The sequence below is a fragment of the Bradyrhizobium sp. 63_E2_N1_3 genome, from assembly GCF_052076005.1.
Classification (GTDB): domain Bacteria; phylum Pseudomonadota; class Alphaproteobacteria; order Rhizobiales; family Xanthobacteraceae; genus Bradyrhizobium; species Bradyrhizobium barranii.
The window spans coordinates 4,896,829-4,921,852 of the sequence record NZ_CP197235.1; the positions used below are offsets into that span (position 1 = coordinate 4,896,829).

Consider the following 25,024-nt stretch of genomic DNA (forward strand, 5'->3'; position numbering starts at 1 on the left):
GGATGCCGGACAAAGTCGGCCGATGTCGACGCAACACGGGCCAAATTACCGAACTAAGTCCCGAACTGATTTCGCACAGCGAAACTAGCGCGGCGCTGGTATCCCACAACTCGTACACGTGACGTGTAGACAGGTAGCGCATAATGCGCTAGATCATTCGCGAACGGCGGGGCGCGGCGCCCCGGCCCCAACCGAGGGCAAACACATGGTCGAGGTCGGGCAGATTTACCGGGATACGTATTTCGACGGCTTGGACGGCGGCGAGCAGGAGCATCGCACAATCCGGATCATCGAAGTAACGGGCGACAAGGTGCGCGTGGAAACTCTGACCGACGTGCTCGGGAACGTTCTGGCCAAGCCGCGCCGAACGCAGATTTCGCTCAAGACCTTGGCCAAAGGCTACGTACTGGTGACAAAATGAACCGCCCCGAGGAGTTCAAGACCATGACAACTGACGACCAGATCCGCCAGCGCATTGTCGGCACCTACTACGGCCGCAACGTCTGGCGGGTCTCGCGGTGATGACACCCGACCAATGCCGCGCCCACCTGACGCGGCTCGAGATCTCGCAACAGGGTTTTGCGCGCCTGATCCGCGTCAGCCCGCAGACCGTGCGCAAATGGCTGCGGCAGCGCGAGCCGCTCGAGATCCCGCGCGCGGTCGAGCTGCTGCTGCCGCTGTTGACGCCGGCGAAAGTGCGCCGGCTGGTCGCCGAGCTCGAGGCCGCTGAGGCGCCTTAAGCCTGGCCCGCCGGCGCGTTGACACGGCGCCGGCGATGCTTATCTGCGCCATGCGACCCTGACTACTCGCAGCGGACCTTAGTGGTCGCCGGCTCAACGTCCGATATGTATTTTAGTTTGAAGGACCGCAGGTAAGTGACGCGATCTGCCCGGATGCATCGAAAGTTAATAAGGCGCTCACGACACCCTCGCGTGTGACATACGAGATTACTGTCCCATCCTCTGATAGCTGCAGGTTGTCTAGATGGGACGCGGGACGCTTCCTAAGGCGGTCATCCCAGTAAGCACGCAAGCTGTCTGTGCTGGTGATAATTTTTATGCCTTCGCAGCTGCAGTGAACCACCGCGTCTTCGGCATACATTGCCAAGATAGTTTCAATGTCTCCAGCGCGGTAGGCATCAAGCCAAGCAACGGCAGCGGCTATCGGGTCAAAGGACATATTCCTACCTCCCTGCCGTGTTCTCGTTCGTCGCAGCGAGTAGGGAGAAATTGCCACTTGTTCCCAGGATTGTCACCTCCTCTTGGTCGAGGATCAATGCTTCTGCAAAGAGCAAGAAAGCCGACGGGTCGCCTTCGAGCATCCGCGGCCGGTGGGTCATAGACCGCAACTAGCGGCGCAAGCCTTCCAAGGACCACGGCAGATGAAGCTACGCTTAATGACCTGAAACGGACGTTATATGGAGCTGTGATCACGCGTGACAAAGTTGCAGGCGCTGATCGTTCATCAACATGAACTGTTCACTTGTGAATTGCCACTTTTGCCCTGCATCTTGCCGGGCCGTTTTTTCTTGGGTGAATTAACAAAGGTGATTGACGGAACGGGCTAACTCCACCATCCTGATCGTGTCGGGTGGGCTCCCCAAAGCTTCCTGACGCGCTCGAAATGGAACAGCTACTTTCAAAAGCCCCGCTTAAGCGGGGCTTTTTTTGCGCTCTGCGCTCCTCTTCGAGCACCAGATAGTGGCCGTCTCTCCCCCGTTATTGTATCGGAGCAGCGTATGCGTTCCTCGCCCTCGATCGGATGTCGCGATCGAGGCGGCGGCCGGCACGGACATGCAGTTGGCCCTGCCCTTGCGCGGTATCGCCTGACGCGCAGGTGAGCGAAAACAATCGAGTCAATGGCCCGGCGCTGACTGGGCTGTTGCAGGTCGACGCTTTGGCAGCCCGTGGTATCGCAAAGAGATGCCGAGCTGATGCGCTTTGACAGCCACCGACGAGACGCCTCGGTTCAATTCAGCGGCTATCTCGTCGCGGCGGTGATTCCCGGCCATCGCCTTGAGCTTCTCAAGGTCATCTGAGGTCCACGGGCGAACAGAATTGGCCATTACCGATCCTCCGAAGCGAAATTTGGCCCGATGCACAATTTCCGCCGGGACCAAAAGTTTCATTGCGACGCCCCCGCAGACGGTGCGCAACGGCTGCGCCGGCGCGAGCCGCTCGAGATCCCGCGCGCGGTCGAGCTGCTGCTGCCGCTGTTGACGCTGGCCAGGATCCGCCGCCTGGTGCGCGAGCTCGAGGCCGACCAGGACTAGGGAACAACTGGCATCGGCGACGCCGCCCTGACAGCGATCAGCGCTCATTGCACACTCACCCTGGCCGTGCCGCCCATGCCGAGCGCATCGGCGCCGGCGCGGCCGAGATCGACGCAGCGGCCGCGGACGAACGGCCCGCGATCGGTCACCACGGCCCGGATCGCGCGGCCGTTGGCGAGATTGGTGATCGTCACTTCTCGGCCGAAAGGCAGCGTCTTGTGCGCGACCGTGAAAGGATCCCGCGCGAACGTGTTGAACCTGGCGCCGGACGCCGTGCGGCGGCCGTGGTAGCCGTCGCCGACGCCGTATTGTGAGGCCTCGCAGATCTCGGCCGCGGCTGCGCTCGAGACAAGACAGGCGAGCGCGATCGCCGCGACAAAAGCGGTTTTCATTTTCAGTTTTCCTTTTGGTGATGGATCTAGCCGCGCGCCTTGATCAGGTCGGCGAGCAGCTCGGCGCCTTTCTTGACGCTGTTGGTCGCGCTGTGCAGATGCGCGAGCACCTCCTGCAGGCGCTGCTCCTGCTCGGTAAAATCGCGATCGTCGCGACCGTCGTCGAACAGGATCCGGCGAATATTGTTGAGGATCGCTCTCATTTCAGCCTCGCCCTGATTTCCGCGGTCAATGCGTCGAGCGCACTGCGCAGCCCGACGTTTGATTCCGCGATGCTATCGGCGGCCGCGATCCGCTCGTCATAACTCTCGGTCAACTTGTTCTCGAGCATCTGGATCCGCTGATCTTTCGCCGCTTCCCGTTTTTCCGACTTGTAAATCACCCACAGCAGCACCAGGCAGATCACGCTGCCGACGCCGAGCTTTGTAATTTCCTGCGCGAGCTCGCTCATTCCCCGTTTCCCGGCCGTTAAGGCATTTCAGCCAGGATCATTCCCAGCCTGTTGATGAAGGTGACACTTCACGCAGGTCAGGATCGGCCGGCCGTTGGCGCGGCCGGTCGGTCCGCTAATCGTCGTCGCGCGGCTCGAGTAGCCGCTCGATCGCACTGCGCGGCGGCCGCGGCGCCGGCGCGACGACCGCAGGCGCCGGCGGCGGCTCGAGCGGCGGCGCAGCTGCTGCAGGCGGTTCGACCTTCGGCGGCAGCACGCGATCGCGGATCCGCGCAACGATGCCGCGGCGCTTTGCCGGCGCGGCCGCAGCTTTCGCAGGCCGCCCGGCGTCGATCGCGGCCGGCCGCGGCTGCGGCCGCTTCCAACGACAGCCGCCGACGCCGCCCTCGACCTGGCTGTCGATCCAGTCCTGGTCATAGGCGCGATGGCCGCGCACCTCGTATGGCGGCGCCTCGAAGATCCGGCACTCGCCGCCGGCGATCGAGGCCGGCCCGTGCGAGGCGCAGCCGGCGAGCAGCAGCGCGAGCAGCGCGATCGATGCAAGCCTGGTCATGCGCATTTCCCCTCGCTTTGGATCCAGCGGCCGCCGCGATCGAGACAGGCGCGCCAGGTCGCGCGCAGCTCGGTCGCCTTGCCGATCGCGCGCTCGTCCTCGGCCGCGATGTCGGCGAGCGCGCGGACATAGCCGGCGCGATAGACCTGATGGTGCCAGACGCCATAGGCGGCGCCGACGACCACAATAGGCCCGACGACGGCGGCGATCCGCACCCCCCAAGAGGCGGCTTTCCACGCTAGCAAAAACGCCTGGATCATTGTCTTTCCCCCGTTGTGACGGCGAGCGTCGACGTGTTGATCGCGCGCCAGGAATTGTAAGCGATGAAAGCCAGGCCGCCGGCGCCGAGCAGCAGCCAGACGCCGGACGGCAGCGCCGTGACATGATCCCAAAGGCTCGAGACCAGGCCCGGATGATCGTCGACGACGTCGCGATGCTCCGTGAAAAAATCCCAGGCCTCGGACACGTAGCCGCTGACGGTGTCCCAAACCGCGCCGGCGGCGGCCGTGATCGAGCCCCACAGCGCGACCAGGAAATTGCGCCTGGCCGGCGTGATCTCCGGCGCCAGCTGCGCCAGGATATGCGGATCGGCATTTGCGCGCGCGCTGCTGACCGGACGAAACCAGCCAATGCTGCCGTCCGGCTGGATCTCGGTCTCGGCCTTGCCGAGCTCGGCGCGCACCTGGTCGGCGATGCCGTGGAATTCGTCGACCGAGGACGGCAGCGGCAGCGCCAGGCCGCGATCGTTCATGAAGCCCGACAGCGCGCCGCTGGTGCCGCTGCCCCAGCGCCCGTCGAGCACGCCAGGCGAATAGCGCCGCGCCTTGAGCCGCGTCTGCACGTCATAGAGCACGGCATCGCCGCGCACATCGGGATCGAGCGGCTGCACGTTCGGCGGCGCGGCCGGCGGCGAGATCGCCGGCGCCGGATCCTCGAGCTCGTCGACCGGCGCGCCGGTTTCGGGATGGCTGAGCAGCGGCAAACGCCCGAACGTCGGCGCCGGCGATCTCGGCTTGCGGCCGCCGTTGTCGACGAATTCAAAATGCATCCAATCCGGCCGCGAATTGTACCAGCCGCCCCACATCGCGCCTTGCCGACAGAAGGCGTCGACGACGAACTGCGGCATGGTCCCCTTTTTGACGCCGAGCGCATTCTCGCCGGCGTTGAGATCGATCGCCGCGGCATAGGCATGGTTCGACCACTTCGTCGAGGATCCGCGCACAAGGCGATGATTGTATGCGCCGGCGTATTGTGAGACGCCGGCCGCATCGATCTTTTTCTGATCGTGCTCGCAGTAGTCCCAAATTTCATTGAGCGCCGCGAGCAGCGCCGCCGCCGCCTTGCGATGAAACTGGATCGCCTTGACCCGCTTGCCTTCGTAATACATGGCAAAGGGAGGGACGACGGGGACCATCTGCGGCGCGATCTGCCCCTTCCCAGGATCTCCGTAGAAAGCGTTCCGGGCCGCCTGCGTGTCTTTGGGCCATGAAATGGCGTTCGCGCGAGTTGCCGCGTTGGGGTCTACCACGAGTTGACTCTGCTAGGGGTTGTAGTGGTACAAGGCCGCTCTGGGGCCGGGTGACTTGGAATGTTCTCAATCAGGAAGTTTGTTGGCAGTCATGGCTTTGCCTTCCTGCTGGCGGCCACGTTTCTTTTCTTCACGATTCCACAGCTCTATCGGTCGTATGACGCGTCTACCGGTCAGGTTTTGACGTGGACCACGGGCAAGGTCTGGATGAAAAGCGCTAAATGCGCCCTCCAAACCGGCAAGGTCCTTGTGATCTGCAAAGACGATAAGGTTCTACCGATCGCCGATGGTTTTGGTGGTGACGACCTTGGTCATGCTCTCTCGATGGATCTCGCAGCCATCGTGATGAGAGAGGTCCCCGCAGACACAGGCATCTCTATTCTCAACTCCACCGTGAACTACTTAGGCTTGGCAATTCTGGCCTTGTTGGTCTTTTCGGCCGGATTGCCGCTTAGTTCTTTCGCGCTGCTCACGGCCGGCACGTTTACCGCGAACAAGCTTCACGCGCTTACACCGCATCCGGCCCAGTTAGGGGCTGCCTGCTTCGCTGCGCTTCTCCCGATCGCCTTGTTGACCGCGCGGCGCCCGGCATGGATCGTGGTTGGCTTTCTCGGCTTGATCGCCGCTCTCTTGTTCCGCGAAGCCATCGGCATGATGGGCATCGTCGCATCACTGTTCGCTGTTGCGATAGTTACCCTGCGAGATCGCAGGTGGATGGTCGGCATGGCGTTGGCCGCGGCCGTCGTCGCAACATCTGCGGCCCCGTATGGCCTCCTGAGAGCACGAGACATCGCCTATAGCCTGCCGCCGCCTGAGAAGATCGAAAGTCACGGCACGTGGGCCAACCTGTACATGGGCCTCGGCGCCGTCGAAAATCCCTTTGGCATCGAATGGAACGACTTCAGTGCGATCGATGCCGTCAAGGCCGTTGATCCTAGCGTCGAATACCTCAGCCCCCGCTTTTACGACATACTCAAGGGGCTATATTTCAAGACCGTCTTCGCTCACCCGCTCGATGTGGTGAGCATTTACTTCAGAAAGCTTCTCGTCACGCTGGACGCACCTATGTGGTTCAGCACGAAGCTTTGGCAGGTGCTTTCAGTCATTTTGGCCGGTTGGCTATTCGCCGGACTTGGCCAGCCCATCCCTCTTGTATTCATCGCGCTTTTCCTCGCGCAGTCAGTGCTAATCCACTTCCACGATCAGTACCTGTTCCCCATCAGGATCTTTGTCCTGCTCGCGGCGGCCGGCGTGGTGGAAGCACTGGTTAAGCGCGTTCCGCAATTCGACAGGGCAACCAGTCAATGGGCGCGATAAACAGCTTCTACAGCTTCCCCGAAGATGGCTCTTACGCGTTTCCTCTCACGGTTGCATTCATCGCATTGGCCGTAGTGGTGAACATTGTAATCATCATCCGCGAAAAACGGCGCAAACATTAACGCTGACAAAACTAAGGTGCCAAGCAGCTTCTGCAAGCGCAGCTGCGTTTGTCGTCCCAGTGTCCGACAGGTGCGTGCCGTCAGCTTGGCTATTTGCTCCAGTTAGCGAATCGATACTCGGTCCAGCATATTTCGAGACCAGCCGCATCGATCTTGGCTTGGTCGTGCTGGCAGTAGTCCCAGATTTCATTGAGGGCAGCGAGCAACGCAGGCGCCGCCTTCTTGTGGAACTGGATCGCCCTCACCCGCTTGCCCTCGTAATACATTGCAAAGGGTGGGATAGGGGACCATCTGCGGCGCAATCTGCCGTTAGCCTGGGTCGCCAAAGAAGGCATTCCGAGCGGCTTGGTTGTCTTTGGGCCAGTTAGTCATAGGTTTTCCTCTAGGCGATTGACGAGTTTTTGAGGCCTTGTTGCATCGCCCACAGACCCGTCTCGACCGATTGCGCGTCGCCGTTGCCACTGCTAGGGCTACTGGTGGGCGCACTCACTTCAACCGATTGAGGTTCCCGTTCGCCCCCCCATAAAGGAGCGTGCTCAATGGCCGAACTGACTGAAGCGCAAAAGACTTGGGGTGCTTCGCCCACCGGCTGGGCATCAGCAAAAGATGAACTCCCAGGGACCATCGCCTTCTTCGAAAAAGCCCGTCACTTCCGCGATTCGGTTGAGCAACCTTGGCTTGGCGAGGTCTTCCCTTTTACGGAGACTCAGGGTAGGCGCGTTCTAGAAATCGGCTTTGGACCCGGATTTGACGCACTTAAGTTTTTGCAGAGTGGTGCTGATTACTCCGGCATCGACATCACTCCAGAAAATGTCGATCGCACGAAGAAGCATTTGGGTTTCTTCGGATTTGAACCGGACGTGAGCCAGGGTAACGCTGAGGATCTGCCCTACCCCGACGCATCCTTCGACATCGTTTATTCAAACGGCGTACTTCACCACATTCCAAGCCTCCCGGACGCCCTCAAAGAAATTCGACGCGTCCTCAAACCGGGCGGCAAAATGACCATCCTGATGTATCATCGCTACTCGGTCTTTTACTTGGGCGTCCTGCTCACGCACTTCGCAAGCGGACGAATCTTCCGTGAGACGCTCTCCGACCGCAGATCTCGTATCGAGGCCACCGCCGCCTCCAATGCCAAGCCGATCGTGAACGTCTACTCAAAAGCCGAACTGTCGGCGGTATTGGAGCGCAGTGGTTTCAAGATCAAGCGCATCGAGGTCCGCAAGTGCACCCCTGACGACGTTCCCGGAGCACGCATTTTGCGGCCGTTACTTCGTCTTGTTCCACAGCCGGTCTACGACGCCGTTGGCCGATTTGCTGGCTGGTACATCATCGCAACGGCGACGCCCTCGGGTTCTTAGCGCTCAGACATGAACCGTCAGAACAGTGATGCTGAAGTCCGGGAATACCTCTGGCCTCTGCTAGCTGCTGCGGCGGTCCTCGCGACGGCGCCCATCGTATTTTTCCGACTGCCGGATTATCTCCCCAGCCACATTGCACAAGGGGCGGCAATCGCAGTTGGATTCGCCTATTTCTCTTTTTTCGGCCTCTGGCGAAAGTACCCCGATTGGATACAGCGAAGCCTTCTCGTAGTGGCCTTTGCCTCTCCGCTCGACAACCTTCTGGCAATGAAAGCCATCCGCAAAACGCTGTTCGATCCTTATGTAGGGCTTGAGGTCTTCCGACCCGTGATCGTTGTTCTCATCGTCGCGACGATCGGGACGGTACTGGCTCGAAGAACTACAAAGTTGCCAGCGCTTCTATTGGTCAGCGCTGCACTGGCACTTGCGAGCTGGATCTCGAGCAGCCTAGCCGCGGCAGACCAATTGCACGCATTCGGCGCCGGGTTCTTTGAGCTAATCATTCCTTTCGGCGTCATCTACGCCTACGCAGCACACTCCAACGATAGTCAGTTCCTGAAGCACTCCGTCGCCTTGTTCTGCCTCGGCTTCGCGATCGTTGCCGCCAGCCAGTCCGCAGCCATTCTCGCGCAGGATTGCTGCGCTCTCACAGCGAGAGGTTTTCTAGAAGGCAAGATGAACTTGCGGACCATGCGCCTGGCCGGAGACAACGGCTACGGTAACCCAACGAACTTCATATCCCTTTGGGTCGCCGTGCTTCCCGTTATCGCTGGGTCGCTTCTAGTTCCACGCTTCAGACGCACGAAGACTGCCCTACTATTCGGCCTGCTCTATGCCGGATTATTGGTCTATTCGCGGAGCGGCTTAGCGGTGGCAATCGTTGGCCTGGCCGCAGTAATTGTGCTGATGCTCTTTGTTGGACGACTGGCCATTGCGGTGCCAGTCGCAATAGCCCTCATCATTGTAACGCATCTTCCGTCCAGCGGGCTGGCTTATTATGGAGCTGGGATTCAAGCGTTCTTTTCCCCGCCGACCGGCGTAGCGACAGAGAAGTTAAGATCCACATTTAACACTGTTGACGACGTGATGTCGGGGAAACGTAAGATTGACGTCTCCGGCGTGGACCGCGCGAACGCGATCAAGTCGGGGTTGGCCATTGCTCGCGATCATTGGCCGCTGGGCATGGGCTCCGGTCATTATGTCAGCGCCGACCCTGTATACACCGCCCCACATTCTATGGCCCTGCTAAGACTTGATGAGAACGGCATCCTTGGTCTTGCCTCCTTACTCACCCTATTCGCTGTCGCCCCGCTCGCTCTCCTGAGGATCAGGCGTGATCCTCTTGCGATTTCGGCAGCGATCGGCGTCATTTGCTTTGCAAGTTATACTTCTGTGTTCGGCGGATCATTCTCAGATCGCGGGATGATTGCTTGGGGTTTTGCTACGGCACTCCTGATCACCACCGTAATTGCAGACATCCCCCCGAAAAAGAGCGAGCATACTTGAGAATGAAGCGTTTCGCCCATGCCGCTAAGGTAGCCGCATTCGTTGGCCTTACGATGGCTGCCGCACTGCTCCTCCAGATTGCGCAGCTTTCCGATGTGCAAGGATACGTTTTTCCTTGATTTGACTCCTCTATCGCTAATTGATCACGCGCGAGTTGGTCCAGTTCGTTCCGACCGTCCCGAGTGCGCGCATGACGGTCGTCGAAGCGACGTTCGAGGTGTTGTCGACGTTGGCCTGAACGATGCTGTTGAAAATCGCATTCGATACGCGGTCCAAGTTCAGAGACCCATTGATCACAGCACCCGACCAGTTGATGAAGCTGCTGGGCGCGCTGGCGGTGCCCGTACAATTCAGAGAGTAGGTGGTTACGACTGAGCCGCCCGAAGTGTCGCAGAATACGTTCGAGGCGTTCAGGTTCACCACACTGGTCAACACGACGCTGTAATTCTTCGCGCCGAAGAAATGGCAACTTTCCATCTCGATGCTGCGGTAGCCTTTACCGCCCGTGCCGCCGACGCCGCCAGTGTTGTTGGTCCCGCTGATAATGAGACTTTGATCGACACCATCGCCACACGATACGTAGAAATTCCTCAAACGCAGAACGCCGACGTTCGGCGCGTTAGTCGGCAGAATCGCCGAGAAACCAGATCCACCAGAAACACCTGCTTTCGCCGCGATCTGAATGTCAGAAATAGTTGCGCCCCATGCACCAAACGAGATCACACCCCTTGTGGCGTCGGCCTCGACATATCGCTTGTAAAGAATGGACGGCTGTCCACCACCTTGCTCGCCCGCCATATGAATGATGAAAGTCGGCGCGGTGATGGCGGAATCCAGCGGATACGAACCGCTCGGAAACTTCATGTTAGTCCGCTTCAAATTGCAGTAGGCCATGCAGAGGTTGATTGCAGCAGCGCAGTCCGGATCGGTGTCAAGATCGGCGACCGCACCAACAGCGCCGAACTGTAAGACGCTGACCCACGGACCCGTCAATTCCCAATAGGCGCCGTCGGCGGACTGGATATAGCCGGAGTGGCCGGGGAGGCTCCCGACGCGCTTGTAAATTGCGCCTGTCGCGATACTACCGCCGCCGTCGCCGACGGTCGTATATCCGGTCGTGGTGATGTGAGTCACCGATCCGCCAATCGTCGCCGCCATTGCAGCCGTACGCGTGGCAAAGTTCAAAGTGGCATTGGCGGCTGCGGTCGCAGTGGTTGCACTCGATGCGGCGGATACGGCCGCCGCCTGCGCATCTGCCAGGATGGAGTTTCCGTCGATCGCCGCGGCGATTAAAAGACGAAAATCAGTCGCGGTTCGGATCATGATCGCGGGATTGCCCATGATCAGCGAACCGGACGCCAATGATGCTCCAAACGCATTCTTGATGCTGACAGCGCTTGCGCCGTTTACCACGATGGTGGTTGCCGTCGTGTTGTTTGCCGTCGGCGTGATCAGATACAGTTTGGCGCCAGGCTGCAATGGGTCAACCGGCGCAGTCGCGACGATCGCGTTTCCGGTTCCGCCTGTCACCGTCAGCGGGACGATTGTGCCTGGCAGATCGCCAATGCGAGACCATGAGCCCGAGCCAGAGGTGCCGGACTTCACATATATGCCGTTGTTGGCCGCGGTGCTGTCGGCATAGACCATCGCAAGGGTATTGGCAGAGTAGAGCAAACTGGCGTCGAGCGCGGCCTTTGTCGCAAAGCCGAGACCGAGTTGCGCGAGCATCGACTCCAGCGTCGAGCCCCATTGGCTGACATCGCGCTTGACGGGCTGATGAGGGCCGCTCGCCGGCACGCCGTCGGTTTCGTAGTCGCGCCAGATTTCGGATGCTTTGAGAACGGTCATTTTCACCCCCTACTAGGTCGTTTCAATGGTGCCAGTGATGACCACGGTGCGACCCGTCGCAATGATGGTCGTGTTGTCGTATTTCGCGATTGCCACCTGTGACCCGATGGTCTGCCAATTGCACTGATAGCCGATTGCGACCACTTCCTTGCCGCCGCCGGCATGCGTCGTCGTCGGCGTGAACGGCAGGTCGAACAGGATATTGCCGGCGGCCGTGCCGGCGTTGGTGATCGTGATTGTTGCCGTAAATATCGCAGTTTTGCCGATCAGCTTGTAACGAAGCGAACAGCTGACGGTCGTGAACGCGGGAACGGACGCCGTTACAGTCGGCGTCGTCACAGTCCATGCCCCTGTCAAGGTCGACACCGGGAGCCCGCTGTCCTGCAAAGCCTTGCCGCTCGTGCCGTTGTAGGTAGCGAGATTTCCGGAGGTCGCCGATGCCGGCCCGGTCACGGCCCCGTCGATATTCGTTTGGATGACGGACCAATTGGCGCCAACCGTCGCTTGGTTGCCCGCGGCCGTGCCATCGGCCAGGCAGATGAACATGTCACCGACCTCGACGACCACGCCCGAGGCGCCGCCGATCTTTCCAGCTACGGACACGCGATAGGTATGCCCACGGTCGGCCGCCGGATAATTCGGATTGCCGGAGCAATCGGTCGGCCCCTTGAACACCATGGCGTCCTGCGCCGCGATCCGCGCGTCGGCGTAGGCTTTGACTGCTTTCTGACTGGCAATGCGCGTGTCGCTGTTGGCCGCCAAGGTCGTGTCGGTATCGATCACGTTCGCCGCAAACATCGCGGTCGTCAGGTTCGAAATCGTATTCGATGCCGCGTTGATTGTCTTATTGGTCAGCGTCTTTGCGACCGTCGCGAAATAACTCGCGATCGAGGAGATCAGGATCCCGAAGTCATCCGTCGCCGTCTGAGCGGCAACTTTTTCCGTTCCATCGACGGCCTTGTCAGGATCGTCCCAAATGTGACCTGCCATGCAAATGCCCCTAATTTTGCCGTACGAGAACGGTGTCGTCGTGCCGCCGGTAGAATGTGCCATCCTGGCGGATCAGCGCCGGCGTCGCGGCCCCGAGCGCGGCCAGCGCGTCCCGATCGACCAGTTTCCAATTGAACGTGACCTGCCCGGCCAAAAGATCGACCTTGGCCCTGTCCTGGATTTCGACAACGCAATCCTCGAGGCCGGCGACGTCGGGAAACTGCACGGGGATCCAGCGCCGGCCGAGATAGCGCAGCCCGTAAAGATCGGTCACGAACGTTCCGCCGCTGCCATTGAGGCGCAACATTGCCCGTTCGGCCAGTAAATTGGCCTGCCAGGCATCCTGAACCCAGGAGAGGTCGAGCGGCTTGGCCCGCACCTCGCCGATCCGCGAGATCAGGTCCTCATCGCGTACCGAATCAATCTGGTCGGCGACGTAGCCTGCCGCCGGGTTGGTGAATGTAACATCGAGCTGGTTGACCAGCTCCTCATATGCGATGCCGCGGTTGATGCTCCATCCGAGAATGTGCTTTGCGGTCAGCGGCACATCGGTCGGCTCACGATAGACGCCGACCGTCAACGACAGCGTGCCGTCGCCGGCCTCGCAAAGCCAGCCGTCGCAGGTCGCCAGGATCTTGTTGATCACCGATTCCGGCGAGTTGTCGAAGCGATAGAAGCCGGCCGACGAATATCGACCGTCGCATAGATCCGCCTCATCCATCCATTGCGCGAGCACCGGCGGCGGCAGGATGTCGTCAAGCTCGAATCCCATGCCGCCGTCAGGCTCGGTCAGGTAATCGATCAATTGCAGAACCGGATTTGGCGAAGCGCGCCAGGTCGATCGGTTGTCCCGCGACTGCGCAGGATCGCGCGGATCCCAAACCGGCGCGCATTTTGCGAGCACCGACGGCAGCGGCAACCCTTGCGGATAACGCTTGGTAAAAACGGATGGATCAACTTGGCTCTGGCAATACATTGCCAGGCAGGCAATTCCCTTGCCTGCAAAATCAGACGTCCAAACGCCGCTCGTGTTTGAGGCGTTTATAATCCCGTTGACGTTCTGCGTGTCATATCCATAGAAGGCCTGCACAGTTATGCAATTGAGAAACGCATCGGCGCCGACCGACTGCACAACGCAAACCGCATCATGTGTAAGAGCCGGGATTGTACTGACCGGCTGATCCTGCAGATAGAGTTGCAGAACTGACTCAATGGGACCGCTATGAAATGCAAGCATGTCCTGCGAGTCGCCACCTGCGCCTAAAAACAGCAGATAGTATCCGCTGAGCCGGTTGGTCCAATATCCCCGCTGCCGCGACGGTACGGACTGCTTGAGCGGCTGCGCGCCGTTCTCAGGCTTTGGAACGTCCGGATTGCTGAGCGCGTATTGCAAACCGATCGACGCGCCGATGATAGCCGCGCTGCCGACGATCGACGCGGCACTGAAAGTCGCGCCGGCGATCTCGAGCGTCACCGCGGCCGTGCCGATGCCGGTCACAGATGTCGTCGCGCCGATCGTCGAGAGGATCAACAGACCAACGGTCTCAGGCATCAGGCAACCCCCAGGCGCAAACGACCGGCAGCCGCGCCAGCACCAGGCCGGCATCCGGCGTGACCACGGCACGGAGCCGATCTGAAACACAGATCGCGCCGGTCGCGCCGAGGGTGGTCGCGCCATTGCCCGTCAGCACGGGCACCCTGACCAGACACACGTCGCCGGCGCGCGGATCCTTGACACGACGCACCAGGCCGATCGCACGAAAGCGTCGGCTGCACGATCTGACAATGCCGCCCTCTTCCTGCATTTGGGCCTCGTACTCGCCGCGGCTGGCATAGCAGCCGCGGCGATCGGCCATCGGATCGGCGAGCCCGCGGCCGACCAGCCAATCAGCCATGAAGGTGCAGCAATCGAGCACGCCATAGGCGAAAGCGCGATCAGAGACCCGCGCGAGATAGTCAGAAAGACGGATCACGAGAACACAGGCCAGGTTTTGTTGAAGTTGTGCGCGTAGTTGGTCACGAGATCGCAGGCCCGATCGCCAGGAAAGCGCCGCTTCTGATCCTGCTCCGTAAAATAAGACAGGCTCGGCCGGCGCCGGCGCGTGAAGCGCGTTCCCGCCGATAGCGAAACCAGGCGAATGATCGGATCGCCTGGCCGCGCCGGCTGCTGCTGCCCCGAGAGAATGTCGGCGACGTAACTCGCCATCCAGTGCAGGCTGCCGAGCAAGCCCCAATCCTGCCCCATCAGACCGATCCCGACGTCGGCGCGTGCACCCTGGATCGCCTCGGCGTCATCGCCCTGCGATATCTGCAGCACCTCGCCGCTGACGCCCGACATCACGAATTCGACGCGCTCGGCCGCGCCATTGATCAGCTGATTGATCGCCGGCACGTTCTGCAGCTCGCCGAGCCCTCGATAGACCGCACCATCCACATCATAGGCGTTGATGCCTGGCGCGATGTCACCAAATCCCAGCCAGAGACGCACGACCGGATCGGTCTCGAGCCGAAAGAATACGCCGAGGCGCAAGACGCCGGAATCGAGCGCCTCGAGCTCGTTATCGTTGAAGGTCAGCATGTGCGGATCAGCTCACTGGCGCTTCGATAAAATCGACACTGGCGGAGTTGAACGTCCAGGGCTGGACTGAGAAATTCATCGACTCCGGCTTGGCGAGCCGCATTGTGCAACACGGCCGATCGAATTCGAGCTGTTCGCCGTCCCCGACCGCCTCGCGCAGCGGCGGATTGAACGTGATCATTGCGTGCGCGTCGTCGTCATAAACGACCGTTGCAATTTCGTAGAGGCGCCAACCGACCGCGGCGTGCCGCACCGAAAAGCTTTCACCGCCGACCAGGTCGGCCGCGACCCGGATATCGATCGCCATGCTGGTCGCACGCAAGGCCGCACCGCCATCGCAGGCGATGTCGATCACCGGCTGGTAGTAGCTTGTCCCGTCGTCCAGCGTGGATTGGTCGCTATGCGGAACCGTCACCACGCGCGCAAAGCCAGGCGGGTAAGGGACGAACAGCGCGTCATTCCGAGGCACGACGATGGCATTGACGCCGCCGTCGCAAACCTGCCGCACCGCGCGCCACAATAGCGCCGACATGCGCGGCCGATCCAGGTTTCGACCAGGCCCGCTCAGGCTCACATCGGTCATGGCGCAGGACCAGAAGCCGCCGCCATCGGTCCGGACAAACGTCGCGGTCGACTGCATCGTGACGCCCGGCGTCGCCGCGACGCCCAGCAGATTCCAGCTATGGGACTTCTCTCGCAGCAGCGCGCGCGGGAAATAGATCTGCGTCATCAGCCGACCCCCGTCTGCTGCATGCGCTGCGTCGAGACCAGGACGCTATTAACCTGGTCGACCTTGCGATGCGCGGCGACGACCGCCGCCTGCAGCTTCTCAATCGTGCCGGGACCGACATCGCCACCGACGTGAAAGACGTTCTGAATTGTTGCACCCGACGAACCGCCCCGCCGCGCGACGTCATTTGGGATAACCTGCGATCCGCGCGGAAGGTTGACCAACTCAGGCCCTCGTTCGCCGACCAGCGCCATCCCGCCTGGCGCGAAGTCAGTGCCGCCCGCAAATTTCGGAATCAACGCCTGAAAGAAGGATGCGACCGGCGACAGCCCGCCCGACGCCGGCGCATTGAAGATTGATCCGAATGCGCTGCTGATCGCCATTTTTTCGAGCTGCTTGGCAAGACTGGTCAAGACGTCGCCGAGGCCCTTACCCTCGACGACCGCATCAGCGAACGCGCTCGAGAGCGCCGAGCCGACTTGCGAGCTCGCGCTGTTGAGCTTGCTCACCGCCTCGCGCGCCTGGTCATAGGCCGCCGTTGCTGTTGCCGCACCTTCAGCGGCCGCCATGAATGACGCCTTGTGCGCCGGCGTCAGGTCGATCTTGGCCTGCTCGAGCGCGAGCTCAGCACTCATGGACCCGCGCAGCGCGACATAACGATCGATCTGTTCCTGCGTGACCTCGCCCTCATCCTTCCGGATCGCATTGAGCAACGCGAATTCGGCGCGCAGCTGCGCCCGCACTGAATTGTTTTGCGCGACCGCGATCGTGTCGGCATTGATCAGCGCGGTCTGCCGCGTGATTTGTTCCTCGGTCCGATCGAACGAATCCTGCGTCTCCTTGTCGCCCGCGAGCGGAATGCGCGTCAGCGGCCGCGACGGATCGCGCGTCGAGGTGCCGCCGCCAGGCGCCGCGGCCGCCGGCTTATCCTCCGAGATCCGGCCGGCCGTTTTAGCGCGATTGCTGAGATCCTCGATCGAGGTTTTCATCCTCTCGAGATCAGCGGCCAGGCTTGCCGTCTGCTCCCCGAGCGGCCCGCCCTTGAACAGCGCCAGAAACTTGGTCGCCAGGCTCAGCAGCGAAACGATATCCTGCAAATCCTGCTTGAATACGCCAAGGAAGTTTTCAGCCAGATAGGCCTTGACGTTCTGCACCGCCGTCTTCCAGGCCTCGTCGAACAGCTTTGCACTGTCGGCGATGCGCTGCAGATCCGGCGCCGCGTCGGCCGCATTCTTGGCGAGCCGCGCCGTCTCGTCGGCGCCGCGCTGCAGAAACTTCGCCATCGACTCGGCCTGGCCGGCAGCCTTAAGTACGTCGAGCTTTTGAATGTTGGTTTCGGCGTTCTGCACCAGGTTGGCGATGATTCCGAACGTTTGCTGAAGTGTCAGCGCCTCGACGTTGACGCCGCGCAGCGCCGCCGGATTGACGTCAAACAGCTCGGTCAGCGTATTGGTCTGCCCGCGCTTCATCTGATCGAGCAGCACCGCCAGACTGCGGATACTTTGCGCCGCCTCGTCGACCGATGCACCATCCTTGCTGGCCGATTCCTGGATCCCGAACACATCCTGAATCGGCACCTGCACCAGGTGGGCGATCTGCGTCAGCTTGACGAAACGATCGAGCAGATCATCGAGCACAGAAACCGCCTTCTCGAGTCCCTTGGTCGCGATGTTGCCGAACAGATTGCCGAGCGTCGAGGCGCCGAGAAGATTGGAAAATCGCCCCTCGATCTGGCCGACCGTCCGGTCGGCGATATCGTTGGCGCGCTTCATGTCGCGTTCAAATTGCGAAACCTGCGCCGAGAGCGCAACCACAAGCGCCGCAGTATCGTCTTTTGCCATGACCTACCCGTCACCATGCAGCCGCTTGACGGCCTCGAATTCCTGCGCCGACGGCGCAGTTATTGCGCCTTCGGGATTTTGCGCCCTATTCCAGCCGTCGACGCACGCCGCCCATTGATAGAGCGACATTGCGCCGACCTGCTGCGGCGTGAACCCCATCACTACGGCGCTTCCGTAGATGCCTGCGGCGGAGATCCGATCGGCGCTGCCTCGGTCCCCGCCTCCGGTTTTCCCACCGGATCATCCTCGTCGCCGTGGATCGCGTTCGCGACGATCGCCCACGCCATCAGCACATGCGATGCGAGCTTGCCCGGCACGATATGCGTGTCGACCAGCGCCTTTGCTTTCTTCGGCTCAAGGCCGCCGCCGATCAGGCTGATCCGGAACGTCTCTTGCAGATCCTGCACGCGCCAGGTGCCGGCGCGCAGCCGTCCGGCGATTTCCGCCGGGCCTGCGTCGAGCTTGTCCTGCAGCGCCAGCAGCTCATCGATGCCGAGCCTAAACCGGCGCTCATCGCCGGCCCAGGTCAGCTCGGTCAGACCATCGCGACTCATGGCGCAGGAATAAACGCCGGAATGATGCCGTCGGATTCGAGCGTGATCGACGCCTCGGCGAGCGCGCCGCGATCGCCCGTGATCTCAAAATTGGTCAGGTGATAGAAGCCGCCCCAATGACCGAGCGCGGCGAGCCACACCTGCACACTCTTGGAGTCGGGACTGCGAAACCAGGCGTCATAGGACGAGACCGAGGCAACGTCGAGCGTACCGGCGCCGTTGATCGTCGCGCCCAGCGAATCCTTGATCGCCTCGGTCCAGGCCGGATCATCCGGATTATCGCAGTCCGGCGTGATGATCTTATTGGTCGACGACTGAAACTGGATCCCGCGTTTGGTATTGATCAGGCACGGATGCGCGAACACTTCCGGCGAGGCACCATCGCCGACCTTGATAAACAATTGCGTGCCGCGGATCTTCTGAATTGCCGCCATTGGCCGGCCCTCCTAGCTGGTGTGAACGATGACGAAACGAAACTCGACCACCGCATGCCGCGTCTGGCCGTCGGGATCGTCCAACCATTGCGATTGGACGAATTCTTGCACCAGCACATCAAAGCCGGCGAGCGCCAGCGGTGCGCGCATCGCCGCGCGCACCTGGCCGGCAATGCGCTTCATGGTGACGCCGGCGAACGGCGGCTGCGTCCAGACGTGCACCTGATAGGTCACCTCGGACGCATCGATGCAATCATCGTCATCGCCGAGCACCTGGCCGCCACTGGTGGACAGATACGGAAATCGAGATGACGTCGGCACCTCGTCATAAACACGCTTGTCGATCGAGGTGATCAGCGCCGCATCGGCCTTGAGCCTCGCGACGATTGCCGCCTGCAGCTTTTCCGAGGGATCACTCATTCTGCGGACCGCTTCTTGATCGAGGCTGTAAGTTTTCGCTTCATCGCGGCGCGCATTTTCTTGCGGCGCAGCCGATAGGTCGGAAAGAAGAACGGCCGCGCCTGCATGTTGACCGTCCCGAATTCGTCGGCGCGCGCATAGTCAAACGGCTTGCTCGAGACCGATTTGCGGATCGTCAGGCTCCCTCCGGCGACGATGCGGATCTGCGTGTCATTTTTGCCGGGGATCTTGCGCACGGAATGCTCGAGGTTGCCCTCATCGTGCGGCGCCGCCAGGATCATCAGGCGCACCAGATCATCCCCCTGCGCGTTGAGCTCGGCGACCGCTTCGTCGTGCACTTCCTTGCGAAGTTGCTCGGTCAACCGCTTGAACCGCTCGAGACTCTGATTTGGTCGTCTCGCCATCGATAATCCGCCCCGCGCTTGCCTTAAGGATCTCCCGCACCGCCGCTTCCGGCACGCGGCCGTAGATCTTTCCGGCCTGGTATTGGATCGTGACATTGCGGAACGGATGATAGGAAAACGCCCGCAGCATCAGCATGGTTTTCAAGACCCGACCCCGCTGCCGGCCTGACAGAGAAACTCGAGACAGGCGCGGCCGTCATCCGGATCGACCGGCCCCGAGCGGATATTCCAAACCGTGCCGTCGCGCATGTCCTGGACCCGCCAGGCCTCGGTCACCGCGAGCGTTGCAGCCGAACGACGGACCGTGATCGTCGCGGTCTTGGTGCCGCGCAGGCGATCGGCGAGCACGGCCTCGCCGCCAAACTTGACGGCAACATCGGCCGCGCATTCAAAGACCGGATCCGCCGGAAAGCCGGCCTCATTGTTGCCGTTGCCGTCGCTGACCACCGCGCGCTGGAAAAACCCGACGCGATGCCGCAGATCTCCCGCGCTGGTCATGCGCGGCGCCTAAAGACGAATGAGCCGATGTCTTCGCGCCCGAGATCGGTCTCGATCGTATTCATCGCCGCCAGGTCGAAACCGCAGCCGTCAAACGTGCGGATCAATCCCTCGCTGGTGAAATACCAGACGTGCTCATCCCGGCGGAAATGCTTGGAACGCAGCACGTGCTGCGCGCTGGTAAAAATCGGGATCGACACAAACGCCCAGGCGCTGACCCGATCGAGCAGCGCGCCGAAATCGGGAATGTGCTCGAGCACGTCCCACAGCGTCACGGCCGGCACCTGGCCTTGATAGGGATCGAGCCACAGCGCCCGCGACTTGAGCCAGGCCGCGGCGATCGGATTGACGTCGAATCCGAAAGTCGTCCGCCGGTCGCCGCTCGCGGCATTGCGCCGATCGATGAAAGCGCCCGAGCCGATGCCGACGTCGAGGACCGCGCCGGCGAAATGCCGGTTAACGAAATCGACCCGCGCCTGCATCAGCGCGCGGCCGATCGCTGTGTCGGCTTGGCGCTGGTAGCGCTCGAAATAGTCGGCGTCATACGGCTCGACGCCGGTCTCGACCGGATAGAAGCCGACGCCGAGCTCAGGCCACCAGGTTAGGCGGCGCTCGGCGCAGGCGTCAAAGAATTGAGGCCGACCTGGCTGCAAAACGCCGTCCATTGCGCGGCCAGATCCGGAATCGATTTGTCGCATTGATGCAGCTTGTCCGTGCATTTGCAGAGCTCCCGAGGGGTTGCGAAGCCGATCCGCGACAGGTTCATCCGCGGATCCGTAATGATCTGGCGCGCGTTGTGGCCGCCGTGGCCGCCCTGGATGACAAAGGCGCGGCGGCCGAGCGCGATCGCGGCCGGAACGATCCAGCCGACGCCGCCGACGACGACATCGGCCGCGCCAACCAGGGCAAGCAGCTCGCGCACCGCGAGCTCGCCCCTGAGAAAGGCCTGATGATGCGGCGGCAGAACGCCCTCGAGCCATTCGCGACCGTCCTGCAGATCCGCGACGACGACGACGTGATGCGTCGCGGTCAATTCGCGCGCGATCGCCGCCACATATTCCGGCCTCGGGTTGCGCGCTTCGTTGCGCCATTCGCTGCGGACCGTCACAGGCCGCACCAGCGCGATCGGACGATCGGCCAGGACCAGCGGCGCTCCCATGTCCGGCAGATCCCAGGACGGCGCCGACAGCGGCACGCCGATCGCGGCGACCTGGCGCTCGAGCGCCGCGACGATCGACCCGCGCGCCAGCTCGGCATGACCGTAACCGAGCCGGATCTCGCGGATCCCGTTCGGCGGCGTCGACCAGCGCGCCGGCGACTGCCGCGCCACATTGCGCATTTGCGTGCGGAGATCCCGCATCGCGGCAACAAACCTGATCGGCAGATCCTCGAACAGCTCCGGCCAAGGCGTCTCGAGCCAGACGTCGTATTTCGCGACACAGGCGCGGATGATCGGCCGCGCAAAAATATTATCGCCGAGGCCCCACTGACCGCGGATCAGCAGAGACGGCTTCACGCGCCGGTCTCAGGCTCGGAGGTGATCACCTGCCCGCCATCGCCGGACGCGATCGAGGAGCTCGCGCCATCGTTTGGGCCGCCATTCGTGCCCCCGGTCATGCTCTCGACCGTCTTGCGCAGCTCGGCGCCGTAGTGCTCGAGCTCGCCGACATGCGCCTTGGCCGCCCCATGCGCCTCGTCGATCGCGTCGAGCGCCGCGTCGTAGCGCTCGCCGGTCACGGCGATCGCCGCCTCGGTCTGCCTGGCGCGCACAAGGCGGCCTTTCAACCCGGCGAGCTCGATCGGTCGTTTGATCTGCATGTCGACACCCTCCAATAGCTGCGGCCTGCGCTCGATCATCACCAGGCGCAGGCGCAGGTGCGCGATCGCGACCAGTGCCTCGAGGCGATCCATTTCAGGCCCGCGATTTCGCCTTGACCTTGATCCTGACCGCCTGGCGCATGACGCGACCGGCAGCCGTGGTGATGCTGTTGACGACCAGGTAAGAGCGGCGATCCGCCCCCGACGACAGCCAGACGGTCGTCATGGTCGCGCTACGCGACGACGCATCGCCGGCGAGCCCCGCCGGCACCGCGAACGTCGACGCGGCGATCGCATCGCCCTCGAGGTGCGCCGTCCAGTCGATCACGAAGTCGAGCCGCTCGGCCGGATCCTTGCTCGGCCAGCGCGCGCCGCGACCATCCGTCCGCGCCTCGACGCGCCGGCCGCTCATTAGCGATAGACCCTCAACTGTCCCATAAGCGCCTCGGCGGCGAGCGGCACGACCTTGAGATCGGTCTCCGCAACCGCCTCGCGATTGCGATACCAGCTCGCGGCGAGCATCAGCACCGCCTGGCGCGCGCGCGGAGGAAACTCGAGCTCCGGATCATCGCCGGCGCCGGTCATGTTCGGATCCTGGTCGAACCCGGCCTCGAGCTCGATCTGCACGGCGTTGAATGTGTCGGCCTTGACCGCCGGCGAGGCGAAGGCGTCGAGAAACCGGATCTCGGCATTGCCGAGCGCGGTCCGCTCCCAGCGATACAGATCCGCGGCGACGGTCTGCTCGGCGCCCGCGGCGTCGATATACTTGACCGTGACGTCGCGGACCGGCGTCAGCAGGATCTGCAGGCACCCCGACCACCAGTCGCAACGATCGACGCGCCAGCTCGAGCGCCGCAGCGTCAGCGACGTGCGGTCGGCGACAAAGTCGATCGCGGCGTCGAGGAAGATCTCGAGTTGCTCGTCATCGTCGGCAAAATCGGCAGCATGAACGTGCTTCTTGAGCTCGGCGAGCGTCACCGGGCGCTCGTCGGATTCCGCGATGACGTCAATCAATTTCAGCATTGCAGCGCCTCGGTCAGCGACATTTTCGGAAAGGCTTCGAGCGCGGAAACCGCGCTGGCATTGATGACGGCGACGCCGAGCTGGGCGAGGCGCTGCGCGGATCCATCGATGATGCCGCGCCACTTCGCCAGGTTGCGCTCGGTCGGGTTGTTGAGGCCGCGGCCGTGCTTGCCGTGCCAGTGCACGCCGAGATCGAGCCGCATATCGAAACCGACCAGGATCAATTTTGCTGCGCCACACTGCGCGGCGAGGTTGATCGCCTGAAAACCCGAATTGCCGCCGTCACCGAGCACGCCCGGCTCGTCGATCAGGATCTCGTCGCGGCCGCGCGCGATGCCGACCTGGCGCAAGCCTGGAAACATCGCGCAGGCCGCAGCGTCATGCGTCAGCCTTAACCCTGCGAATTCCGCCGCGAGGCCTTGCCGGGCTTTCCACCAGGCGCCGTCGCAGGCATAGGCGATATCGGCGCCGGCGCAGAGTCGCCAGCTGTCGTTGACGGCGACGACGCGGACGCCGCGGCCTCGGCCGGCGAGCTCGCGATCGGCGCCGGCGGCGCTTGGTCCGGATCCGATGATGATTGCACACTCGCCGCGCCAGTCCGGCAGCTGGTCGGCGATGAAATAGGGTGGCGCGCACCGTGCGCGGCCGCGTCCCCTTGCACTTCGCTGACCAGGCCGCGCTGGATCAATTGCCGCGCGTGCCAGTCAGTCAGATCGAGCACCTGGCCGGCGCGGACCTTGCCCATGTCGTCGAGAAATTCGCGGTTTACTTTGACAAGCATGAGACGATCCAGATCGCGCCAAGGAACAGGAGCACTCCCGCGATTACAGGAATTGCGTTGAGCACCCGCTCGATCGCTGCAGGCCCCTCGCCCCAGCCAGTGCCCGTGACTGCGAGCTGCAGCCCGACGCCGTAAACCGTGGTCATTGTCCCATCCCGGATAATGCCCGGCAGAATGTCGCGAGCGGCACGTATGCCGCCCGCGCTGTCGTCACCAAGATCAGACGTTGCCGAAATCGCCGTAGGTCAGCGCCAGCGGACGCTTGACCGCGAGCGCGAGCCGCTTTTCGGCGCGGACCGTGTACATATTCTTGATAAAGTTGTCCTGGTTCTCCGAGGAAATCGCGACCTCGGCATCCATCCGGTCATAGATGGTTGCGGCCATCTTGAACGCGCCGACCAGGAACTTGTCGACCGTCATCGCCTGCGTGTCGACGACCGGCAGACCCCAAAGGCTCGGCCCCGCGAGCGAGCGCGGATTCGACCAGAGATAGCGATCCTCGCCGTCCTTCGTGAGCTCGATGCGAGCCCAATCGGACGGATGCAGGATCATGCCATCGGCCGGAAACTCGGCCAGCGAGGCCTGCAGCATCGCGAGGCGCAGCTGGTCGATCATGGTCGCGCCGGTCAGGACAAACGGTGCGTTATAGGCGGTCGAGTTGGTGATCAGGCCCGACAAGTGCTCGCCGGCACCAGAACCGGACAGGAGCTCGGCTTCCTCGGCCAGGTCGAGACCATAGCGCAACTCGCTGTCGATCTCGGTCTGCAGCTGCTGCGCGTCCTCGAGTGCCTGGCGCGAGACGTTGATCCAGTGCGCGATGGTGCGCACCGCAACGTCGGCTTTCGTCCAGGTATAGTCGGATTGCGGCTTGGTGCCGCCCTCGGTCACAACCGCGGCATTGTTGGTGCGCGCGGCCTGCTTGGCGTATTCGACCATATTGCTGCTGGTGCGACCAGGCGACAGCAACGCACGCACAGTCATACGACGGCGCGCGAGCGCGACGATCTCCGTTTGACGATCAACCGTGATCAGACCGCCTGCCGACGTTGACAGCGACGTGATTGCCTGGTTGACGCCAATCACAACACTGCCCTTGGCACCGCGCGTAACATACTGCTTGAGATCATCATGCAGCGCGATGACCTCGCCGGCCGACTTGCCCTGCTCGCGCTGGCCCTGGCGCAGCGTGTCGGCGATCTTCTGCTCGATATCGCGATTGCGCGTCTCGAGCTCCTCCATCTTCTGCGTCAGCTTGGTCTGCGCGTCGCCGAGCTGGCCGACCGTGGTGATCAGCTTGTCGGCGGACTGCTTGACCTCGGCCGACAGTGCGCCGCTGTCTTTGCTCTGCTTGAGCGCGTCCTCGGCGGTCCGCTTGACGTCATCGGAAATGCGCGTCAGCTCGGCCTTGACCTGGTTGAGCAGCTTCTCGACCTCGGCCGGATTCGGCGCTTCGTTGCGCACCGAGCCGAGCACAGCCGCCGGCTTCGGCGACGCGAGCAGCGTCGACAGCGCCGCGGACGAAAGAACCGCAGACTTGAAAACCTGATGTCGCTTGGACATTTTTATTTCTCCTGGATGGATTGAAAGGTGAAACGCGAAA

Annotated in this window: 35 protein-coding genes; 5 read left to right on the forward strand and 30 right to left on the reverse strand. The window is 62.2% G+C overall.

What is annotated here, in order from left to right; all coding sequences use genetic code 11:
- The first annotated feature begins 205 nt into the window (after positions 1-205).
- Positions 206-421 (forward strand): hypothetical protein, encoded by a 216-nt coding sequence (locus AB7531_RS23340; RefSeq protein ID WP_038937365.1) that lies wholly within the window; start codon positions 206-208, stop codon positions 419-421.
- 97 nt (positions 422-518) lie between these two features.
- Positions 519-740 (forward strand): hypothetical protein, encoded by a 222-nt coding sequence (locus tag AB7531_RS23345; protein WP_441280066.1) that lies wholly within the window; start codon positions 519-521, stop codon positions 738-740.
- Positions 741-852: 112 nt separating this feature from the next.
- Here AB7531_RS23345 and AB7531_RS23350 read toward each other — a convergent pair whose 3' ends face one another.
- The 8 genes from AB7531_RS23350 to AB7531_RS23385 all read right to left on the reverse strand — a co-directional run bounded on the left by AB7531_RS23350 (position 853) and on the right by AB7531_RS23385 (position 5,082).
- Positions 853-1,179 (reverse strand): nuclear transport factor 2 family protein, encoded by a 327-nt coding sequence (locus AB7531_RS23350; protein WP_441280067.1) that lies wholly within the window; start codon positions 1,177-1,179, stop codon positions 853-855.
- A 676-nt stretch (positions 1,180-1,855) separates the two neighbouring features.
- Positions 1,856-2,320: a hypothetical protein gene (locus AB7531_RS23355; protein ID WP_441280068.1), complete on the reverse strand. Its 465-nt coding sequence runs from the start codon at positions 2,318-2,320 to the stop codon at positions 1,856-1,858.
- Positions 2,317-2,664 carry a septal ring lytic transglycosylase RlpA family protein gene (locus AB7531_RS23360; protein WP_441280069.1) on the reverse strand — a complete coding sequence of 116 codons (348 nt, stop codon included), beginning with the start codon at positions 2,662-2,664 and terminating at the stop codon, positions 2,317-2,319. Before AB7531_RS23360 ends, AB7531_RS23355 begins: the two co-directional genes overlap by 4 nt.
- 26 nt (positions 2,665-2,690) lie before the next feature.
- The gene (locus tag AB7531_RS23365) at positions 2,691-2,867 is read right to left on the reverse strand and encodes a hypothetical protein (RefSeq protein ID WP_155257946.1); all 177 of its coding nucleotides are present in this window, start codon (positions 2,865-2,867) and stop codon (positions 2,691-2,693) included.
- Positions 2,864-3,115: a hypothetical protein gene (locus tag AB7531_RS23370; protein WP_436854747.1), complete on the reverse strand. Its 252-nt coding sequence runs from the start codon at positions 3,113-3,115 to the stop codon at positions 2,864-2,866. The genes AB7531_RS23365 and AB7531_RS23370 overlap by 4 nt, the downstream gene beginning before the upstream one ends.
- A 115-nt stretch (positions 3,116-3,230) precedes the next feature.
- Positions 3,231-3,668 (reverse strand): hypothetical protein, encoded by a 438-nt coding sequence (locus AB7531_RS23375; protein ID WP_441280070.1) that lies wholly within the window; start codon positions 3,666-3,668, stop codon positions 3,231-3,233.
- Complete coding sequence (locus tag AB7531_RS23380; protein WP_441280071.1) at positions 3,665-3,928, reverse strand: hypothetical protein; 264 nt, start codon at positions 3,926-3,928, stop codon at positions 3,665-3,667. Before AB7531_RS23380 ends, AB7531_RS23375 begins: the two co-directional genes overlap by 4 nt.
- A complete protein-coding gene (locus AB7531_RS23385; protein ID WP_441280072.1) occupies positions 3,925-5,082 on the reverse strand; it encodes a M15 family metallopeptidase in 1,158 nt (385 codons plus the stop codon). The genes AB7531_RS23380 and AB7531_RS23385 overlap by 4 nt, the downstream gene beginning before the upstream one ends.
- 174 nt (positions 5,083-5,256) lie before the next feature.
- Here AB7531_RS23385 and AB7531_RS23390 point away from each other — a divergent pair, with 174 nt between their 5' ends.
- From AB7531_RS23390 to AB7531_RS23400, 3 genes are all read left to right on the forward strand, one after another.
- A complete protein-coding gene (locus tag AB7531_RS23390; RefSeq protein WP_441280073.1) occupies positions 5,257-6,513 on the forward strand; it encodes a hypothetical protein in 1,257 nt (418 codons plus the stop codon).
- Between the two features lie 661 nt (positions 6,514-7,174).
- Positions 7,175-7,999 carry a class I SAM-dependent methyltransferase gene (locus tag AB7531_RS23395; RefSeq protein ID WP_441280074.1) on the forward strand — a complete coding sequence of 275 codons (825 nt, stop codon included), beginning with the start codon at positions 7,175-7,177 and terminating at the stop codon, positions 7,997-7,999.
- A gap of 9 nt (positions 8,000-8,008) precedes the next feature.
- The gene (locus tag AB7531_RS23400) at positions 8,009-9,505 is read left to right on the forward strand and encodes an O-antigen ligase family protein (RefSeq protein ID WP_441280075.1); all 1,497 of its coding nucleotides are present in this window, start codon (positions 8,009-8,011) and stop codon (positions 9,503-9,505) included.
- 135 nt (positions 9,506-9,640) lie between these two features.
- Here AB7531_RS23400 and AB7531_RS23405 read toward each other — a convergent pair whose 3' ends face one another.
- From AB7531_RS23405 to AB7531_RS23510, 22 genes are all read right to left on the reverse strand, one after another.
- A complete protein-coding gene (locus AB7531_RS23405; protein WP_441280076.1) occupies positions 9,641-11,353 on the reverse strand; it encodes a hypothetical protein in 1,713 nt (570 codons plus the stop codon).
- Between the two features lie 12 nt (positions 11,354-11,365).
- Positions 11,366-12,136: a hypothetical protein gene (locus AB7531_RS23410; protein ID WP_441280077.1), complete on the reverse strand. Its 771-nt coding sequence runs from the start codon at positions 12,134-12,136 to the stop codon at positions 11,366-11,368.
- 217 nt (positions 12,137-12,353) lie between these two features.
- Positions 12,354-13,874 (reverse strand): hypothetical protein, encoded by a 1,521-nt coding sequence (locus tag AB7531_RS23415; RefSeq protein WP_441280078.1) that lies wholly within the window; start codon positions 13,872-13,874, stop codon positions 12,354-12,356.
- 13 nt (positions 13,875-13,887) lie between these two features.
- Positions 13,888-14,316 (reverse strand): DUF6950 family protein, encoded by a 429-nt coding sequence (locus AB7531_RS23420; protein ID WP_441280079.1) that lies wholly within the window; start codon positions 14,314-14,316, stop codon positions 13,888-13,890.
- The gene (locus AB7531_RS23425) at positions 14,313-14,921 is read right to left on the reverse strand and encodes a hypothetical protein (RefSeq protein ID WP_441280080.1); all 609 of its coding nucleotides are present in this window, start codon (positions 14,919-14,921) and stop codon (positions 14,313-14,315) included. The genes AB7531_RS23420 and AB7531_RS23425 overlap by 4 nt, the downstream gene beginning before the upstream one ends.
- Positions 14,922-14,928: 7 nt before the next feature.
- Positions 14,929-15,561 carry a hypothetical protein gene (locus AB7531_RS23430; RefSeq protein ID WP_441280081.1) on the reverse strand — a complete coding sequence of 211 codons (633 nt, stop codon included), beginning with the start codon at positions 15,559-15,561 and terminating at the stop codon, positions 14,929-14,931.
- Between the two features lie 89 nt (positions 15,562-15,650).
- Positions 15,651-17,492: a hypothetical protein gene (locus tag AB7531_RS23435; protein ID WP_441280082.1), complete on the reverse strand. Its 1,842-nt coding sequence runs from the start codon at positions 17,490-17,492 to the stop codon at positions 15,651-15,653.
- Between the two features lie 3 nt (positions 17,493-17,495).
- The gene (locus AB7531_RS23440; RefSeq protein ID WP_441280083.1) at positions 17,496-17,654 is read right to left on the reverse strand and encodes a hypothetical protein; all 159 of its coding nucleotides are present in this window, start codon (positions 17,652-17,654) and stop codon (positions 17,496-17,498) included.
- Complete coding sequence (locus AB7531_RS23445; RefSeq protein WP_441280084.1) at positions 17,654-18,046, reverse strand: gene transfer agent family protein; 393 nt, start codon at positions 18,044-18,046, stop codon at positions 17,654-17,656. Before AB7531_RS23445 ends, AB7531_RS23440 begins: the two co-directional genes overlap by 1 nt.
- Positions 18,043-18,480, reverse strand: coding sequence for a phage tail tube protein (locus AB7531_RS23450; protein ID WP_441280085.1), 438 nt, complete (start codon positions 18,478-18,480; stop codon positions 18,043-18,045). The genes AB7531_RS23445 and AB7531_RS23450 overlap by 4 nt, the downstream gene beginning before the upstream one ends.
- A 12-nt stretch (positions 18,481-18,492) precedes the next feature.
- Positions 18,493-18,900, reverse strand: a complete 408-nt coding sequence (locus AB7531_RS23455) for a DUF3168 domain-containing protein (protein ID WP_441280086.1) — start codon at positions 18,898-18,900, stop codon at positions 18,493-18,495.
- Positions 18,897-19,304: an HK97-gp10 family putative phage morphogenesis protein gene (locus AB7531_RS23460; protein WP_441280087.1), complete on the reverse strand. Its 408-nt coding sequence runs from the start codon at positions 19,302-19,304 to the stop codon at positions 18,897-18,899. The genes AB7531_RS23455 and AB7531_RS23460 overlap by 4 nt, the downstream gene beginning before the upstream one ends.
- Positions 19,305-19,445: 141 nt before the next feature.
- Positions 19,446-19,802, reverse strand: coding sequence for a head-tail adaptor protein (locus AB7531_RS23465; protein WP_441280088.1), 357 nt, complete (start codon positions 19,800-19,802; stop codon positions 19,446-19,448).
- On the reverse strand, positions 19,799-20,455 hold the full coding sequence (locus AB7531_RS23470) for a methyltransferase domain-containing protein (RefSeq protein WP_441280089.1): 657 nt from the start codon (positions 20,453-20,455) through the stop codon (positions 19,799-19,801). The genes AB7531_RS23465 and AB7531_RS23470 overlap by 4 nt, the downstream gene beginning before the upstream one ends.
- Positions 20,404-21,318, reverse strand: coding sequence for a hypothetical protein (locus AB7531_RS23475; RefSeq protein WP_441280090.1), 915 nt, complete (start codon positions 21,316-21,318; stop codon positions 20,404-20,406). Before AB7531_RS23475 ends, AB7531_RS23470 begins: the two co-directional genes overlap by 52 nt.
- Positions 21,315-21,713 carry a hypothetical protein gene (locus AB7531_RS23480; RefSeq protein ID WP_441280091.1) on the reverse strand — a complete coding sequence of 133 codons (399 nt, stop codon included), beginning with the start codon at positions 21,711-21,713 and terminating at the stop codon, positions 21,315-21,317. The genes AB7531_RS23475 and AB7531_RS23480 overlap by 4 nt, the downstream gene beginning before the upstream one ends.
- Before the next feature lies 1 nt (position 21,714).
- A complete protein-coding gene (locus AB7531_RS23485) occupies positions 21,715-22,032 on the reverse strand; it encodes a phage fiber-tail adaptor protein (protein ID WP_441280092.1) in 318 nt (105 codons plus the stop codon).
- Positions 22,032-22,643: a head-tail connector protein gene (locus tag AB7531_RS23490; protein WP_441280093.1), complete on the reverse strand. Its 612-nt coding sequence runs from the start codon at positions 22,641-22,643 to the stop codon at positions 22,032-22,034. The genes AB7531_RS23485 and AB7531_RS23490 overlap by 1 nt, the downstream gene beginning before the upstream one ends.
- Positions 22,637-23,005, reverse strand: coding sequence for a hypothetical protein (locus AB7531_RS23495; protein WP_441280094.1), 369 nt, complete (start codon positions 23,003-23,005; stop codon positions 22,637-22,639). The genes AB7531_RS23490 and AB7531_RS23495 overlap by 7 nt, the downstream gene beginning before the upstream one ends.
- 29 nt (positions 23,006-23,034) lie before the next feature.
- Positions 23,035-23,424: a hypothetical protein gene (locus tag AB7531_RS23500; protein ID WP_441280095.1), complete on the reverse strand. Its 390-nt coding sequence runs from the start codon at positions 23,422-23,424 to the stop codon at positions 23,035-23,037.
- Positions 23,409-23,570, reverse strand: a complete 162-nt coding sequence (locus tag AB7531_RS23505) for a hypothetical protein (RefSeq protein WP_436854700.1) — start codon at positions 23,568-23,570, stop codon at positions 23,409-23,411. Before AB7531_RS23505 ends, AB7531_RS23500 begins: the two co-directional genes overlap by 16 nt.
- 73 nt (positions 23,571-23,643) lie before the next feature.
- Positions 23,644-24,984, reverse strand: coding sequence for a phage major capsid protein (locus AB7531_RS23510; protein WP_441280096.1), 1,341 nt, complete (start codon positions 24,982-24,984; stop codon positions 23,644-23,646).
- Positions 24,985-25,024 lie beyond the last annotated feature (40 nt).

Bases quoted from the DNA above. Each gene is read 5' to 3' on its own strand.
- AB7531_RS23360 (WP_441280069.1), bottom strand. From the start codon at position 2,664: ATGAAAACCGCTTTTGTCGCGGCGATCGCGCTCGCCTGTCTTGTCTCG.
- AB7531_RS23385 (WP_441280072.1), bottom strand. From the start codon at position 5,082: ATGGTCCCCGTCGTCCCTCCCTTTGCCATGTATTACGAAGGCAAGCGG.
- AB7531_RS23355 (WP_441280068.1), bottom strand. From the start codon at position 2,320: ATGAGCGCTGATCGCTGTCAGGGCGGCGTCGCCGATGCCAGTTGTTCC.
- AB7531_RS23370 (WP_436854747.1), bottom strand. From the start codon at position 3,115: ATGAGCGAGCTCGCGCAGGAAATTACAAAGCTCGGCGTCGGCAGCGTG.
- AB7531_RS23465 (WP_441280088.1), bottom strand. From the start codon at position 19,802: ATGACCAGCGCGGGAGATCTGCGGCATCGCGTCGGGTTTTTCCAGCGC.
- AB7531_RS23500 (WP_441280095.1), bottom strand. From the start codon at position 23,424: ATGCTTGTCAAAGTAAACCGCGAATTTCTCGACGACATGGGCAAGGTC.
- AB7531_RS23445 (WP_441280084.1), bottom strand. From the start codon at position 18,046: ATGAGTCGCGATGGTCTGACCGAGCTGACCTGGGCCGGCGATGAGCGC.
- AB7531_RS23460 (WP_441280087.1), bottom strand. From the start codon at position 19,304: ATGGCGAGACGACCAAATCAGAGTCTCGAGCGGTTCAAGCGGTTGACC.
- AB7531_RS23340 (WP_038937365.1), top strand. From the start codon at position 206: ATGGTCGAGGTCGGGCAGATTTACCGGGATACGTATTTCGACGGCTTG.
- AB7531_RS23430 (WP_441280081.1), bottom strand. From the start codon at position 15,561: ATGCAGTCGACCGCGACGTTTGTCCGGACCGATGGCGGCGGCTTCTGG.
- AB7531_RS23365 (WP_155257946.1), bottom strand. From the start codon at position 2,867: ATGAGAGCGATCCTCAACAATATTCGCCGGATCCTGTTCGACGACGGT.
- AB7531_RS23455 (WP_441280086.1), bottom strand. From the start codon at position 18,900: ATGAGTGATCCCTCGGAAAAGCTGCAGGCGGCAATCGTCGCGAGGCTC.
- AB7531_RS23390 (WP_441280073.1), top strand. From the start codon at position 5,257: ATGTTCTCAATCAGGAAGTTTGTTGGCAGTCATGGCTTTGCCTTCCTG.
- AB7531_RS23375 (WP_441280070.1), bottom strand. From the start codon at position 3,668: ATGACCAGGCTTGCATCGATCGCGCTGCTCGCGCTGCTGCTCGCCGGC.
- AB7531_RS23505 (WP_436854700.1), bottom strand. From the start codon at position 23,570: ATGACCACGGTTTACGGCGTCGGGCTGCAGCTCGCAGTCACGGGCACT.
- AB7531_RS23480 (WP_441280091.1), bottom strand. From the start codon at position 21,713: ATGGATCGCCTCGAGGCACTGGTCGCGATCGCGCACCTGCGCCTGCGC.
- AB7531_RS23425 (WP_441280080.1), bottom strand. From the start codon at position 14,921: ATGCTGACCTTCAACGATAACGAGCTCGAGGCGCTCGATTCCGGCGTC.
- AB7531_RS23510 (WP_441280096.1), bottom strand. From the start codon at position 24,984: ATGTCCAAGCGACATCAGGTTTTCAAGTCTGCGGTTCTTTCGTCCGCG.
- AB7531_RS23405 (WP_441280076.1), bottom strand. From the start codon at position 11,353: ATGACCGTTCTCAAAGCATCCGAAATCTGGCGCGACTACGAAACCGAC.
- AB7531_RS23485 (WP_441280092.1), bottom strand. From the start codon at position 22,032: ATGAGCGGCCGGCGCGTCGAGGCGCGGACGGATGGTCGCGGCGCGCGC.
- AB7531_RS23490 (WP_441280093.1), bottom strand. From the start codon at position 22,643: ATGCTGAAATTGATTGACGTCATCGCGGAATCCGACGAGCGCCCGGTG.
- AB7531_RS23400 (WP_441280075.1), top strand. From the start codon at position 8,009: ATGAACCGTCAGAACAGTGATGCTGAAGTCCGGGAATACCTCTGGCCT.
- AB7531_RS23435 (WP_441280082.1), bottom strand. From the start codon at position 17,492: ATGGCAAAAGACGATACTGCGGCGCTTGTGGTTGCGCTCTCGGCGCAG.
- AB7531_RS23495 (WP_441280094.1), bottom strand. From the start codon at position 23,005: ATGTTTCCAGGCTTGCGCCAGGTCGGCATCGCGCGCGGCCGCGACGAG.
- AB7531_RS23380 (WP_441280071.1), bottom strand. From the start codon at position 3,928: ATGATCCAGGCGTTTTTGCTAGCGTGGAAAGCCGCCTCTTGGGGGGTG.
- AB7531_RS23395 (WP_441280074.1), top strand. From the start codon at position 7,175: ATGGCCGAACTGACTGAAGCGCAAAAGACTTGGGGTGCTTCGCCCACC.
- AB7531_RS23450 (WP_441280085.1), bottom strand. From the start codon at position 18,480: ATGGCGGCAATTCAGAAGATCCGCGGCACGCAATTGTTTATCAAGGTC.
- AB7531_RS23350 (WP_441280067.1), bottom strand. From the start codon at position 1,179: ATGTCCTTTGACCCGATAGCCGCTGCCGTTGCTTGGCTTGATGCCTAC.